Here is a 14672-nt window from a genome sequence, read left to right as displayed (position 1 = left end):
GCACCGCAGGTACGGGGCGCCGTTTTCACAGCCGTTTCACGAGCCGGGGGCGGCGAACGGCGGTGCGGCAGGCGCATGCGGCCACGGCGGGGAGTCCGGCGCACCAGGCCGAAAGCACCCGCGGACCGGCCGGTCTCCGCTGTTCGAGGGCCTACCCTTGCAAGGTGGCAGCAGAGACGGTGAAGAGCGCGAAGTCCGACAAGAAGTCCAAGAAGGACAAGGACCGGGACAGGCCGAAGGCCGTCAAGGGCCAGACCGGCCCGGTCCTGGTCGACCTCGCCCCGCCGACGGTCCGGCCCGAGGTACCGCTCGACTTCGCCCGCGCCTGGGTCGAGTTCGCCGACCCGGCCGACGAGGAGCAGGTCTTCCGCTGCGACCTCACCTGGCTGACCAGCCGCTGGGGCTGCATCTTCGGCAAGGGCTGCCACGGCATCCGGCCGGGCCGCGGCGCCTCCGACGGCTGCTGCACGCTCGGCGCGCACTACTCGGACGAGGACGACGAGCAGCGGGTCATCGGCCACGCGGCCCGGCTGACCCCCGAGACCTGGGAGAACTTCGAGCACGGCACCGACGCCAAGGGCCGGCTCAAGGTCGACGGCGGCATCACCATGCTCGACGAGGACGGCGACCGGCAGACCCGCCGGGTCAACGGCGCCTGCCTGTTCCTCAACAGCCCCGGCTTCGCCGGCGGGGCCGGCTGCGCGCTGCACACCCTCGCGCTCAAGGAGGGCAAGGAGCCGCTGGAGACCAAGCCCGACGTCTGCTGGCAGCTGCCGGTGCGCCGCACGTACGACTGGATCGACCGCCCGGACGACACCCGGTACCTCCAGGTCACCATCAGTGAGTACGACCGCCGCGGCTGGGGGCCGGGCGGCCACGACCTGCACTGGTGGTGCACCGGCAGCCCGGAGGCGCACAACGCCCCGGACCCGGTGTACGTCAGCTACCGGCCCGAGCTCACCGAGCTGATGGGGCCGGCCGGCTACCGGGAACTGGTCCGGCTCTGCGAACAGCGGATCGCGGCCGGCGCCGACCGCAACCTGGCGCCGCACCCGGCCGACCTGGCGTAGGGGGCTTGCCGGCGGTGGGGGGAGCCACCGGCGGTGGGGGGCTACCGGCAGTGGGTAGGTGCGGCGGCCGGACTTCCGACTTCGCGCAGTTCCTCGCGCCCCTGGAGGGGTGCCCCCGGCAGGGTGGTGCCAGCGGCTCTTGGGGCACCGAGGAGGTGCCCCGCGCCGGCGGTGGGTAGGTGCGGCGGCCGGACTTCCGACTTCGCGCAGTTCCTCGCGCCCCTGGGGGCTACCGCCAGGGGGTAGGTGGCGGCACTCGGCCTTCCGAGCTCGCGCGGTTCCTCGCGCCCCTGGAGGGGTGCCGGGGTTACTTGTCGATGTCGCCGACGACGAAGAACATCGAGCCGAGGATGGCGACCATGTCGGCGACCAGGGTGCCCGGGAGGAGTTCGGTGAGGGCCTGGATGTTGTTGTAGGAGGCGGAGCGGAGCTTGAGGCGCCAGGGGGTCTTGTCGCCGCGGGAGACCAGGTAGTAGCCGTTGATGCCGAGCGGGTTCTCGGTCCAGGCGTAGGTCTCGCCCTCGGGGGCCTTGAGGACCTTGGGCAGCCGCAGGTTGACCGGCCCGGGGGGCAGCTGGGCGAGCCGGTCGAGGCAGGCGTCGGCGAGGTCGAGGGAGTTGGCGGTCTGCTCCAGCAGGCACTCGAACCGGGCCAGGCAGTCGCCCTCCTCGCGGGTGACCACGGTGAGGACGTCGGCGAGCTCCCCGTACGCCAGGTACGGCTCGTCGCGCCGCAGGTCGAAGTCGACACCGCTGGCCCGGGCGATCGGCCCGCTGACGCCGTACGCGTGCACGTGCTCGGCGGACAGCACGCCGACCCCGGCCGTACGGCCGCGGAAGATCTCGTTGCCGAGCACCAGGTCCTCGAAGACCGGCAGCTGCGAGCGGACGGTGGCGACGGCGGCCCGGACCCGGCCGAGCCAGCCGGCCGGGAGGTCCTCCTTGAGGCCGCCGACCCGGTTGAACATGTAGTGCATCCGGCCACCGGAGGCCTCCTCCAGCACGTGCTGGAGCTCCTCGCGGCCGTGGAAGGCGTGGAAGACCGGGGTGATCCCGCCCAGCTCCAGCGGGTACGAGCCGAGGAACATCAGGTGGTTGAGGACCCGGTTGAGCTCGGCGAGCATGGTCCGGATCCAGACCGCGCGCTCGGGCACCTCCATGCCGAGCATCCGCTCGACGGCGAGCACCACGCCGAGTTCGTTGGCGAAGGCGGACAGCCAGTCGTGCCGGTTGGCCAGCATGATGATCTGCCGGTAGTCCCGGGCCTCGAAGAGCTTCTCGGCGCCGCGGTGCATGTAGCCGATCACCGGTTCGGCGGCGACGATCCGCTCGCCGTCCAGCACCAGCTTCAGCCGCAGCACGCCGTGCGTGGACGGGTGCTGCGGTCCGATGTTGAGCACCATGTCGCTGGTGCCCAGCTCGCTGGTGAGCTCTTGCGCGCCTGCGCCGATGCCGACCGTGGTCTCCCTCATGGGGTGAGAGTCTGCCATCCCGGCAGCCCGGCCAGGCTCTGCGGTACCGGCATCCGGACGGCCTGCGCCAGCCAGCCGAAGCCGCCCAGACCGGCGGGGTCGGTGAGCTCGGCGGCCTCGCCCGCACCGGACAGGGCGCGCAGGTAGCCGGCCGGATCGCTGGAGGCCAGCGCGAGCGGGGGGCGCGCGCCGTGCACGCCGAGCGCGCGGAGCGCTTCCCGTTGGGTCGTCCACAGGCTGTGGACAGCCGGCACGGCCGCCGAGTCCAGCGCGACGTGCGCGGTCAGGTCGCAGCCGCCGTCCGGCACCGGCCGCACCTCCCGCCCGCCGCGGAACCCGGTCAGCGTGCCGAACGGCGGCCGCGCGGCCCTGGTGTGCGCGTAGTCGACGGCCACCGCCAGCCCGCGCTCCAGCGCGCCGACGGCCGCCGCCCAGGACCGGTCCCTGGGCCCGCCCAGCTCCACCCGGTCCCCATCGGGCCACCAGCGCGCGGCCCAGTCGGCGTCCTGCGGCGCCACCGGCGGGCCCGGCCGCTCCTCGCCCGTGGCGGAGACCTCGACGTAGCGGAGCACGCCGTCCTCGCCGCGCTCGGCGATGTCCAGCGGCACGTTGTCCAGCCACTCGTTGGCGAACAGCAGGCCCTGCACCCCCTGCGGCACCCGGTCCGTCCACACCACCGCCTCGCTCAGCCCGGCAGGGCGAGCGGCCAGCTCCACCGCGTACGGGCGCAGCCGGGAGGCCAGGTCCGGCCCGGCGGCCGCCAGCACGCCGGCGGTCAGCTCGCCCCGCCCGGCGCCGACGTCGACGAAGGCGAGCTCCGGGGGGTGGCCGAGCGCCTCGTCCACCCCCGCCAGCAGACGGGCCACCGCCGCGGCGTACCGGGGTGATGCGTGCACGGACGTCCGGAAGTGGCCCGCCGGGCCCTCCGGCCTGCGGTAGAAGCCGCCGTCCATCCCGTACAGGGCCCGTTCCATGGCGGGCCGCCAGCGCATCCAGTCCATGTCCGGGGACGTTACCGAAGTCGGGGGCGTCTCCACCCTGCGGAGTAGAGCGGATCGCCCTCCCGGCGGACCTGGAGCGGCCGGGCGACTCCCTAGGCTGGAATCGTGCATCGACTCAACGCCTGGCTCCGCCGACACCCCATGGTGGTGGACTCCGCCTGGGCGCTGCCGGTCCTCTTCTTCGGCGTGCTGGCGGCGGTCGAACAGGACGGTCAGGAGCTCCCGGGCGTCCTGGTCGCGCTCGCGATTCCGCTGCTGATGGTGTTCCGGCGGCGCAACCCGGACGCCACCTCGGCGCTGGCCGTCCTGCTGGGTCTGTCACAGATCGCGTTCAACGTCAGTCCGAGCTTCTCCAGCATCGGCTACCTGATCTTCGCGTACACCGGCGCCGCCTTCGGCACCCCGTGGACGTCCCGGCTGATGCTCGCGGCCGGGGTCGCGGCCGGGCCGCTGACGGTGTGGCGGTTCGCCACCGGGGCCGACCACAGCGACTCGCCGCAGGACTTCCCGCGGGCACTGTTCCTGGCCGCGCTGATGACCACCCCGTTCATCCTGTGCTGGGCCTGGGGCCGGCTCACCCGGGTACGGCGGGCGTACCTGATCGAGCTGGAGGACCGGGCCTCGCGGCTGGAGCGCGAGCGCGACGCCCAGTCCAAGGTGGCGGTCGCGGCGGAGCGCGCCCGGATCGCCCGCGAACTGCACGACGTGGTCGCGCACAACGTCTCGGTGATGATCGTCCAGGCCGACGGCGCCGCGTACGTGCTGGACAACTCCCCGCAGCAGGCCAAGGAGGCGCTCGGCACGATCGCCGCCACCGGCCGGCAGGCACTGGTGGAGATGCGCCGCCTGCTGGGGGTGCTGCGCACCGCCGACACCACCGAGGAGTACGTGCCGCAGCCCGGCGTCGAGGAACTGCCGGACCTGCTGGAGCAGGTCAGGACCGCCGGCCTGCCGGTGGAGTTCACCGCCACCGGCGACCAGCGGGGGCTGCCGCGCGGTCTGGAGCTGACGGTGTACCGCATCGTGCAGGAGGCGCTGACCAACGTCCGCAAGCACGGCGGCCCCGGGGCCAGGGCCCGGGTGGCGGTCGACTTCCGCGAGCGGGACCTGGAGGTCCTGATCGAGGACGACGGCCGGGGGTCGACCGCCGAGCAACTGGTCGACGGTGGTGCCGACGGCCACGGCCATGGTCTGATCGGCATGCGCGAACGGGTCGGCATGGTCAGCGGCAGCCTCGACATCGGCCCCCGGCCCGGCGGCGGCTTCCGGATCCGGGCGGTCCTCCCCCTCAAGCCGGCCAAGTAGCGTCAGGCCGGCGCAGCAGCGACGGCGACCGAGCGACAAGGAGTCTCACGTGACCATCCGGGTGATGCTGGTGGACGATCAGGAACTGCTCCGCACGGGCTTCCGGATGGTCCTCCAGTCGCAGGGCGACATCGAGATCGCGGCCGAGGCCGGCGACGGCGCCCAGGCCCTGGAGCGGCTGCGGACCACCCAGGTGGACGTGATCCTGATGGACGTCCGGATGCCCCGGCTGGACGGCGTCCAGGCGACCCGCCGGATCTGCCTGGGCGAGGACGGCACGCCCGTCGAGGGCGCCCCGCACGTGCTCATCCTGACCACCTTCGACCTGGACGAGTACGCCTTCGCCGCGCTCAAGGCCGGGGCCAGCGGCTTCCTGCTGAAGGACGTCCCGCCGACCGAGCTGGTCGCCGCGATCCGGTCGGTGCACGCCGGTGACGCGGTGGTCGCGCCGACCACCACCCGGCGCATGATCGACCGCTTCGCCGAGGTGCTCCCCACCCCGGCCTCCGCGCCCGGCCCCACCACCCTCGGCCCGCTCACCGAGCGCGAGCGCGAGGTCTTCCTGCTGGTCGCCCAGGGCCTGTCCAACGGCGAGATCGCCGCCCGGCTGGTGCTGTCGGAGGCCACCGTGAAGACCCACGTCGGCCGGATCCTCGCCAAGCTCGGGCTGCGCGACCGCGTCCAGGCCGTCGTCCTCGCCTACGAGGCCGGCCTGATCCGCGCGGGCGCCACCGACTGAGCCGTCACCCGCCCGGCGCGACCGCCCCCAGCTGCTCGTCGTCCGCGCCGCGCCGGGGTCGCGCGGCGCCCGCGGACGGTCCGGGGGCCGGCCCGGACACCGGGTACTCCCGTGGTCCCTGCTGCCATGGACCCATCGTGGCAGCGGCCGCCCCGGCGGGGAACAGCTGCCGTTGCGAGCCACCGCTTCGGGTGACCGGGCGGTGCCCGGGCGGTCGCGGGGGCGGCCGTAGAATGACGCGGTACGTCTGGTACCCGCAGAGGACTGGAACGGAAGTTAAGGACGAGGGCCGAGCCGTGAGCACCTCCGACCACGCAGGTTTTCCCGCCGCGGCCGACCCCTTCGGCGACCCGCTCGACCCGGGGAACCGCCCCGCCCGCCTCGCCGTGGGTGTGGTCGGGACGGGCCGGGTCGGTCCCGCGCTGGGCGCGGCACTGCAGCTGGCGGGCCACCGGGTGGTGGCCGCGTCCGGGGTGTCCGCGGCCTCGCGGCGCCGGGCCGAGGCGCTGCTGCCGGGGGTCCGGCTGGTCTCCCCGCCGCAGGTGCTGGCCGCCGCCGACCTGGTCCTGCTGACGGTGCCGGACGACGCGCTGGCGGACCTGGTGGCCGGGCTGGCCGCCACCGGCGCGGTGCGGCCCGGGCAGATCGTGGTGCACACCTCCGGCGCGCACGGGGCCGCGGTACTGGAGCCGGCCACCCGGGCCGGCGCGCTGCCGCTGGCGCTGCACCCGGCGATGACCTTCACCGGCACCTCGGTGGACGTGGCCCGGCTGGCCGGCTGCCCTTTCGGGGTGACCGCGCCCGAGGAACTGCGGCCGGTGGCCGAGGCCCTGGTGGTGGAGATGGGCGGCGAGCCGGAGTGGGTGCCGGAGCAGGTCCGGGCGCTCTACCACACGGCGCTCGCGCACGGGGCGAACCACCTGGTCACCCTGGTCGCGCAGGCGATGGAGCTGCTGCGCTCGGCCGGGGTGGCCGAGCCCGGGCAGCTGCTGGGCCCGCTGCTCGGCGCGGCCCTGGACAACACCCTGCGGGCCGGCGACGCGGCCCTGACCGGCCCGGTCGCCCGCGGTGACGTCGGCACCGTGCGCCGGCACCTGGACCAGCTCGCTACGGTGGCCCCGGACATCGGGCAGGCGTACCGCGCGATGGCCCGGGCCACCGCACAGCGGGCGGTCCGCGGCGGGTCTCTGGCAGCAGAGCCGGCGGCGGCCCTGCTGGACGTACTGAACGAGGAGAAGCACTGATGGCGGGCAAGAACCAGCGCGGCGGCAAGCCGGCGCCCAAGGACCACAAGGCCGAGCTCACGCACACCGTGGCGGACTTCGAGGCGGCCTTCTGGCCGGACGAGCAGCCGGTGGACAACGCGGTGGTGATGACCATGGGCGCGCTGCACGAGGGCCACGCCGCGCTGATCCGGGCCGCCCGCAAGCAGGTCGGCCGGGACGGCCGGGTCGCGGTGACGGTGTTCGTCAACCCGCTCCAGTTCGGCGCCGGCGAGGACCTGGACCGCTACCCGCGCAACCTGGCCGCCGACCTGCGGCTGGCCGAGCAGGCGGGGGCGGACGTGGTGTTCGCGCCGACCACCGAGGAGATGTACCCGAACGGCGAGCCGCTGGTGCGCCTGGCCGCGGGCCCGATGGGCGAGCGGTTCGAGGGCGCGTCCCGCCCCGGCCACTTCGACGGCATGCTGACCGTGGTCGCCAAGCTGCTGCACATCACCGACCCGGACTTCGCGTTCTTCGGCGAGAAGGACGCGCAGCAGCTGGCGATCGTCCAGCGGATGGTGGCCGACCTGGACTTCGACGTGGAGATCGTCGGCGTGCCGACCGTCCGGGAGGAGGACGGCCTGGCGCTGTCCTCGCGCAACCGGTTCCTGTCCGAGGCCGAGCGCGGGCAGGCGCTGGCGCTGTCCCGGGCGCTGTTCGCCGGGCGGGACGCCGGTGCGCAGGGCCCGAAGGCCGTCCGCGAGGCCGCGGCGGCCGCCCTCGACGCCGCCGACGGTGTCGCCCTCGACTACCTCGCCCTGATCGACCCGGACACCTTCACCGAGGCGCCGGACGACTTCCAGGGCGAGGCGGTGCTGGCCGTGGCCGCGAAGGTGGGTTCCACCCGCCTGATCGACAACGTCCGCATCATCGTCCGCTAGACACGGCCCAGGCCCCACCCGCAGTCCCCGCACCCCGCAGTACCCACCCCCGTAGCCGAAGTAGGCATGCACTCACAGGAGGCGTGACCAGATGCTCCGCACCATGCTCAAGTCCAAGATCCACCGGGCCACCGTGACCCAGGCCGACCTGCACTACGTCGGCTCGGTCACGGTGGACGAGGACCTGCTCGACGCGGCCGACCTGCTGCCCGGCGAGCTGGTCCACATCGTCGACGTGACCAACGGCGCCCGGCTGGAGACGTACACCATCGCCGGCCCGCGCGGCTCCGGCGTCATAGGCATCAACGGCGCCGCCGCCCACCTGGTGCACCCCGGCGACCTGGTGATCCTGATCGCCTACGGGCAGATGGACACCGCCGAGGCCAAGGCGTACCTGCCGAAGGTGGTGTTCGTGGACGCCGCCAACCGGGTCACCTCGGTCGGGCCGGACGCCGCCGACGCCCCCGAGGGCAGCGGCCTGCTGCGCGGGGACCTGGGGGCCCCCGCGTCGCCGGGCCGGGGCGCGTACCGTGATGCCGACGGCGCGGCCCCGACCGCCGCGCACTGAAGGAGCAAGTGAAGCCATGTCGTCGTACCGCCTGACCGCTCCCGCCCCCGGCTGGACCACGACCACCGACGTCGTCGTGGTCGGCTCCGGGGTGGCCGGCCTCACCGTCGCGCTCAACGCCCGCAAGGCCGGCCTGCGGGCCATGGTGGTCACCAAGGCGATGCTCGACGACGGCTCCACCCGCTGGGCCCAGGGCGGCATCGCCGCCGCCCTGGGGCCCGGCGACACCCCCGAGCAGCACCTCGCCGACACCCTGGTGGCCGGTGCCGGGCTCTGCGACGAGGAGGCCGTGCGCACCCTGGTCACCGAGGGCCCGGACGCGGTCCGGAACCTGATCGCCACCGGCGCGGCCTTCGACAAGGACGACGAGGGCGAGATCCTGCTGACCCGCGAGGGCGGTCACCACCGCCGCCGGATCGCGCACGCCGGCGGCGACGCCACCGGTGCGGAGATATCGCGGGCGCTGGTCGAGGCGGTGCGCTCCGACCCGGGCGTCGAGCTGATCGAGCACGCGCTGGTGCTCGACCTGCTGACCGACGCGGCGGGCCACGCGGCCGGCCTGACCCTGCACGTGATGGGCGAGGGCCAGCGCGACGGCGTCGGCGCGATCCGCGCCCGGGCGGTGGTGCTGGCCACCGGCGGCATGGGCCAGGTGTTCTCCGCCACCACCAACCCGGCCGTCTCCACCGGTGACGGCGTGGCGCTGGCGCTGCGCGCCGGGGCCGAGGTGACCGACCTGGAGTTCGTCCAGTTCCACCCGACCGTGCTGTGGCTCGGCCCGGACGCCGAGGGCCAGCAGCCGCTGGTCTCCGAGGCGGTCCGCGGCGAGGGCGCGTACCTGGTGGACGCCGACGGCGTGCGCTTCATGGTCGGGCAGCACGAGCTGAACGAGCTGGCGCCGCGGGACATCGTCGCCAAGGCGATCACCCGGCGGATGGAGCTCACCGGCGCCGAGCACATGTACCTGGACGGGCGCCACTTCGGCGCCGCGATGTGGGCCGAGCGCTTCCCGACCATCCTGGCGTCCTGCCGCTCGCACGGCATCGACCCGGTCACCGACCTGATCCCGGTCGCTCCCGCCGCGCACTACGCCTCCGGCGGCATCCGCACCGACCTGCACGGCCGCACCACCGTCCCGGGCCTGTACGCCTGCGGCGAGGTGGCCTGCACCGGCGTGCACGGCGCCAACCGGCTGGCCTCCAACTCGCTGCTGGAGGGGCTGGTCTTCGCCGAGCGGATCGCCGCCGACCTGGCCGCCCGGCACCACGCCGGCGAGCTGCCCGAGCGGGCGGTCGACGTGGCGGGCGCCCGCGCCGCGCACCCGGTACCGCTGCTCGCGCCCGAGGCGCGGGCCGACGTCCAGCGGCTGATGTCCCGGGGCGCCGGCGTGCTGCGCTCGGCCGCCTCGATGGCCGCCACCGCCGCCGGGCTGGCCGCCCTGGCCGGGGCCGCCCTGGCGCACGCCGCCGAGGAGAAGCCCGCCGACCCGCGGGTGGAGACCTGGGAGGCCACCAACCTGCACCTGGTCGCGACCGCCCTGGTGGCCGCCGCCGCGCAGCGCGCGGAGACCCGCGGCTGCCACTGGCGGGAGGACTTCCCGGAGCGCGACGACCCGCACTGGCAGCGCCACCTGGTGACCGTCCTCGCCGCCGACGGCACCCCCGTCAGCACCGTCGAGCCCCAGTAACCCCCTCGTCCTCCGCCCGGCCGCCGCCGGGGAACCCCCGCAAGGAGCACCCGATGACCCACGACCACGACCACGAGCACGCCGACCTCCCGCTGGCCGACCAGGGCGGCTGCGGCGACGGCTGCGCCTGCGGCGACGGCGAGGCGTACGAGACCGGGCTGGACCCGGCGCTGGCCGAGCTGCTGGAGGAGGCCGGCCTGGACCCGGTCGAGGTGGAGGACATCGCCTCGCTGGCGCTGGCCGAGGACCTGGCCGGCGGCGAGGACGTCACCTCGGTCGCCACCGTGCCGGCCGACGCGGTCGCCACCGCCGACTTCACGGCCCGTCAGGCCGGTGTGGTGGCGGGCCTGCGGGTCGCCGAGGCCGTGGTCTCGCTGGTCTGCGAGGAGGAGTTCGAGGTCGAGCGGCACGTCGAGGACGGCGCCGCCGTGGAGGCCGGCCAGGTGCTGCTCTCGGTCCGCAGCCGTACCCGCGACCTGCTCACCGCCGAGCGCTCGGCGCTCAACCTGCTCTGCCACCTGTCCGGCATCGCCACCGCCACCCGGGCCTGGGCCGACGCCCTGGAGGGCACCTCGGCGGTGGTCCGCGACACCCGCAAGACCACCCCGGGCCTGCGCTCGCTGGAGAAGTACGCGGTCCGCTGCGGCGGCGGGGCCAACCACCGGATGGCGCTGTCGGACGCGGCGCTGGTCAAGGACAACCACGTGGTGGCGGCCGGCGGGGTGGCCGAGGCGTTCAAGGCCGTCAAGGCGCTCTACCCGGAGCTGCCGGTCGAGGTGGAGGTCGACACCGTCGAGCAGATCCAGCCGGTGCTGGACGCCGGGGCGGACCTGATCCTGCTGGACAACTTCACCGTGGCGCAGCTGAAGCAGGCCGTCGCGCTGGTGGCCGGCAAGGCGAAGCTGGAAGCCTCCGGCGGTCTGACCCTGGCCACCGCGCGCGAGGTCGCCGACACTGGTGTCGACTACCTCGCCGTCGGCGCCCTGACCCACTCCTCGCCGATCCTGGACATCGGCCTGGACCTCCGCGCCTGACCTCTCGCCCGAGCCAGAAAGCACCCCATGCTCCTCACGATCGACGTCGGAAACACCCAGACCACGCTCGGCCTGTTCGACGGTGAGGAGATCGTCGAGCACTGGCGGATCTCGACCGACCCGCGCCGCACGGCGGACGAACTCGCGGTGCTGATGCAGGGACTGATGGGTGCGCACCCCATCGTCTCCGCCTCGGACCGGGTGGAGGGGCTGGCGATCTGCTCCTCGGTGCCCGCCGTGCTCCACGAGCTCCGCGAGGTGACCCGCCGGTACTACGGCGACGTCCCCGCGGTGATCGTGGAGCCGGGGGTGAAGACCGGGGTGCACGTGCTGATGGACAACCCCAAGGAGGTCGGCGCGGACCGGATCGTCAACGCGCTGGCGGCCAACCACCTCTACGGCGGCCCGTGCATCGTGGTCGACTTCGGCACCGCGACCACCTTCGACGCCGTGAACGAGCGCGGCGACTACGTCGGCGGGGCGATCGCGCCCGGGATCGAGATCTCGGTCGAGGCGCTCGGCATGCGCGGTGCCCAGCTCCGCAAGATCGAGCTGGCCCGGCCGCGCAACGTGATCGGCAAGAACACCGTCGAGGGGATGCAGTCGGGCATCCTGTACGGCTTCGCCGGCCAGGTCGACGGCCTGGTCAACCGGATGGCCAGGGAGCTGTCCAAGGACCCGGACGACGTCCAGGTGATCGCCACCGGCGGGCTGGCCCCGCTGGTGCTCGGCGAGGCCGAGACCATCGACGTGCACGAGCCCTGGCTCACCCTGATCGGCCTGCGGCTGATCTTCGAGCGCAACCGCCCGGCCACCGCGGCCTGACGGCGCTCCGGCGCCCGGTCCTGCGCCGGGCCGCCGGGGCCGCCCGGCCGGTGGTTCGGAGACTGCCGGTCCGGACGGGAGCGGCCGTCCGGCGGGCCGCCGGGCCCCGGGACGGGCACCCGGGCGGCCGTCGGGCCAAACGTGGGTTCTTGATCCGACGCTCCCGACAAATCGGATATTCGTCACGTAGGGTCAGCGCATGCCTACGCCTCACGGATCGCGCGGCGGCATGGCGTTCAGCGCCGACGAAGTCCGCGTGCTGCGCCGCGCCCTCGCCCAAGCCCTCCACCCGGCCATGCCCGACCGCCTCCGGCCGCCCGCGCCGGTGCCCGAACTCTGGGCCGAGGACGTCCAGGAGGCCCTGTACCTCACCGAGGCGATCGACGAGGCCGTCGCGGAGGGCGGCCGGCTGCGGGCGTTCCTGCTCGCCGACCTCGCCCGCTACCGGGCCGCCCTGCCCGGCAGCGCGGCCGGCTACCTGGAACGGCTGGAGGAGGCCGTCGCGGACGGCTACCTGCCGTCCCCCGACGACCTCGCGGCGCTGCGGTCCCTCACCCGCAGGCCCTGCGGTCCGGCCGAGCGCTCCCGCCGGTCCCGGCTGGCCGGGCGCTGCCACGCGCTCGCCGAGGCCGAGGTCCGCGAGCGGCTCTCGCTCGGCACCGGTGCGCGCCACCTGACGGCGGTGCCCGACCAGGCCGCCGCACCCACCTTCGCCGCGGCCCCCGACACCGCGGACCACCCAGTTGGAGGACGGATCCCGATGAGCAACTCCGCCCAGTCCGCCCAGATCACCACCGCCGGCCGCCCCCAGCCGGGCCGGCCGGCCACCCAGGGCAAGCCGGGTCCGCACGACAAGCAGACCCACCAGCCGCGCCGGATGCCCACCCCCGCCGAACTGTTCGGCCGCCGCCCGCGCCCCGCGGACCGGACCGCGCCGCAGGAGGAGGCCGAGCTGGCCACCGGCACCGGCTGAGCCGCCCGCACCCGGCGCAAGGGGGAGGTCCGCACACCGGGCCTCCCCCGCGCACGTCCCGGGCGGATCCCGCCCCCCGGTACGCCAGACGTCGTATCCACGGCCCGGGTTGAGCATCGGTCAGGTCACGGCCCGGGCCGTCGCCGCCCGCCTTCGGGCCCCTTTGCCGGAATATCCGCCCATTGATTTCCCCCACCGGACACACCGCGCAGCCCTACCGTCGGCGTGCGCCCCATCCGGGGTGCGACCACCGGACGGACGGGGGAATCCGTGCACATCCGACGCCATCGACCAGCTCTCGCCCCGCTCACCGCACTGCTGCTGACCGCCGCCGCGGCGGCCACCGCGGCACCCGCCCACGCGGCCGGACCCGCGCCCGCCCTGCACGGCCCGGCCGTGCTCGCCCTGGACCCGGACCGCCCGGCCGACCAGGGACCGGCCCGGCTGCAACTCGACCTCGGCCTCCCCGGCGGCACCACCGCGCAGGCGAAGGTCACCATCGACACCGCCGCCCTCGGCGGCGCGGCCCGCCTGGCCGCGGTCAGCACCAGCAGCAGCTACGCCACCTGCACCACCACCGCCGCCGTGGTCGACTGCGACGTGCGGATCGACGGCTCCCTCACCCGCTCCGTGTACCTGGACCTGGTCCCCGAGCCGTCCGCCGCACCCGGCACCACCGGCACCGTCCGCACCACCGCGGTCTCCGACGGCGGCTCGGCCGCCCTCACCACCGGCGTGGTGGTCGGCGGCACCCGGCTGACCGCGGCGGAGGTGACCGCGCCGGCCGGGCTGAAGCCGGGCGACCCCTGGTCACCCGTCCTGGAGATCACCAACCACGGGCAGCTGACCGCCCCCCGGCTGGTGGTCGCGTTCGTCCAGCCGGTCGGCGTCGCGTTCAGGCAGAAGTACCGCAACTGTGAGTACGGCGAGCGTGCCGAGCCCGACCCCTACCCCGGCCCGGCGGACCGGGCCGTGCTGTGCACCGTCGACTCCCCGGTGGCCCCGGGCGAGACCGTCCGGCTGGACCCGCTCGGGCTCCGGATCACCCGGGACTCCGCGGGTGCGAGCGCGCAGCTCCTGCTCCGCCCGGCCGCCTTCGAGACGGGCTCCTGGCTGCGCACCCACTACCGCTTCACCGCCGGCCCGGCCAACGGCCCCCGGCTGACCACCGGGAAGCCGCCGGTCCCCGCACCGGGCACCACCCCGGTGGCGGACCTCGCCGACGGCGGCCAGTCCTGGACCGGCCTGTACGCCCCGGTCGAGCACAGCGCGGACTTCCGCGCGCTCGGCGCCTGGGCGCCGGACACCGCCGCCCCCGGCCGGGGCACCCTGACGGTGGGCCTGCACAACCGCGGGCCGGCCTCGATCGGCGGCGGCGGCAACTCCGGGAGCTCCCCGGTCGACGTCCAGGTCGCCCTGGACCGGCGGATCACCGTGGTCGCGGCGGACCCGCGGTGCCACCGGACACCCTGGCTTGAGACCGACCCCGGCACCGCCCTGTACAGCTGCGAGGTCGACAGCTGGATCCCCACCGGCCACCGGTCCGCCTTCGCCTTCACCCTCGCCGCCGACCCGGCCGCCGGGCTGGCGGCCGTGGTCCGCCTGCACAACGAGTTCGGGGAGCAGGACGGCCACCCGGCCACCTCGATGCCGTGGGACCACAACCCCGGCAACGACAGCGTGACCCTGCGGCTGGACGCCCGGCCGCACGGCTCGGTGCCGCCCGCCGCCACCGCCCCGGCGGAAGCCACGGCCGCCCGCCAGGAGTGACCGGCCCGCCCCGGCCGGGTCCGTGCGACGCGGCCGGGGCGGCGCCCCATCCGCTGACGGGAGCGGCCGTTCGGCTGGCTACC

General features: G+C 74.9%; 13 protein-coding genes. 11 read left to right on the top strand and 2 right to left on the bottom strand.

The features are described 5' to 3' along the window. The first annotated feature begins 164 nt into the window (after positions 1-164). Complete coding sequence (locus tag AB0D08_RS19075; protein ID WP_359890078.1) at positions 165-1070, top strand: hypothetical protein; 906 nt, start codon at positions 165-167, stop codon at positions 1068-1070. Between the two features lie 307 nt (positions 1071-1377). Here AB0D08_RS19075 and AB0D08_RS19070 read toward each other — a convergent pair whose 3' ends face one another. After that, positions 1378-2541, bottom strand: a complete 1164-nt coding sequence (locus AB0D08_RS19070; protein WP_033821642.1) for an NADH-quinone oxidoreductase subunit D — start codon at positions 2539-2541, stop codon at positions 1378-1380. Beyond that, positions 2538-3542: an SAM-dependent methyltransferase gene (locus tag AB0D08_RS19065; protein ID WP_359890075.1), complete on the bottom strand. Its 1005-nt coding sequence runs from the start codon at positions 3540-3542 to the stop codon at positions 2538-2540. The genes AB0D08_RS19070 and AB0D08_RS19065 overlap by 4 nt, the downstream gene beginning before the upstream one ends. 105 nt (positions 3543-3647) lie before the next feature. On the opposite strand from AB0D08_RS19065, the gene AB0D08_RS19060 reads away from it, so the two are divergent. The 10 genes from AB0D08_RS19060 (at position 3648) to AB0D08_RS19015 (ending at position 14589) form a co-directional block, all read left to right on the top strand. Continuing rightward, positions 3648-4847, top strand: coding sequence for a sensor histidine kinase (locus AB0D08_RS19060; RefSeq protein ID WP_033821640.1), 1200 nt, complete (start codon positions 3648-3650; stop codon positions 4845-4847). 49 nt (positions 4848-4896) lie between these two features. After that, entirely contained in the window at positions 4897-5586 is a 690-nt protein-coding gene (locus AB0D08_RS19055) for a response regulator transcription factor (RefSeq protein WP_033821639.1), read from the top strand. A gap of 296 nt (positions 5587-5882) precedes the next feature. Continuing rightward, a complete protein-coding gene (locus tag AB0D08_RS19050) occupies positions 5883-6830 on the top strand; it encodes a DUF2520 domain-containing protein (RefSeq protein WP_051812906.1) in 948 nt (315 codons plus the stop codon). Next, entirely contained in the window at positions 6830-7732 is a 903-nt protein-coding gene (gene panC / locus AB0D08_RS19045; RefSeq protein WP_033821638.1) for a pantoate--beta-alanine ligase, read from the top strand. Before AB0D08_RS19050 ends, panC begins: the two co-directional genes overlap by 1 nt. A gap of 91 nt (positions 7733-7823) precedes the next feature. Continuing rightward, complete coding sequence (gene panD, locus AB0D08_RS19040) at positions 7824-8300, top strand: aspartate 1-decarboxylase (RefSeq protein WP_033821637.1); 477 nt, start codon at positions 7824-7826, stop codon at positions 8298-8300. 16 nt (positions 8301-8316) lie between these two features. Beyond that, a complete protein-coding gene (locus AB0D08_RS19035) occupies positions 8317-9987 on the top strand; it encodes an L-aspartate oxidase (RefSeq protein ID WP_359890071.1) in 1671 nt (556 codons plus the stop codon). Between the two features lie 53 nt (positions 9988-10040). Next, the gene (nadC, locus tag AB0D08_RS19030; protein WP_359890068.1) at positions 10041-11021 is read left to right on the top strand and encodes a carboxylating nicotinate-nucleotide diphosphorylase; all 981 of its coding nucleotides are present in this window, start codon (positions 10041-10043) and stop codon (positions 11019-11021) included. Between the two features lie 27 nt (positions 11022-11048). Beyond that, the gene (locus tag AB0D08_RS19025) at positions 11049-11846 is read left to right on the top strand and encodes a type III pantothenate kinase (RefSeq protein ID WP_033821633.1); all 798 of its coding nucleotides are present in this window, start codon (positions 11049-11051) and stop codon (positions 11844-11846) included. Positions 11847-12045: 199 nt separating this feature from the next. Continuing rightward, entirely contained in the window at positions 12046-12819 is a 774-nt protein-coding gene (locus tag AB0D08_RS19020) for a hypothetical protein (RefSeq protein WP_233289116.1), read from the top strand. A 270-nt stretch (positions 12820-13089) separates the two neighbouring features. After that, positions 13090-14589, top strand: a complete 1500-nt coding sequence (locus AB0D08_RS19015; RefSeq protein WP_359890065.1) for a hypothetical protein — start codon at positions 13090-13092, stop codon at positions 14587-14589. Positions 14590-14672 lie beyond the last annotated feature (83 nt).

Source organism: Kitasatospora sp. NPDC048540 (genome assembly GCF_040651175.1).
Lineage (GTDB): Bacteria > Actinomycetota > Actinomycetes > Streptomycetales > Streptomycetaceae > Kitasatospora.
Note: the sequence above shows the minus strand (reverse complement) of the source record. Positions and strands in the feature narration are given on the sequence as shown.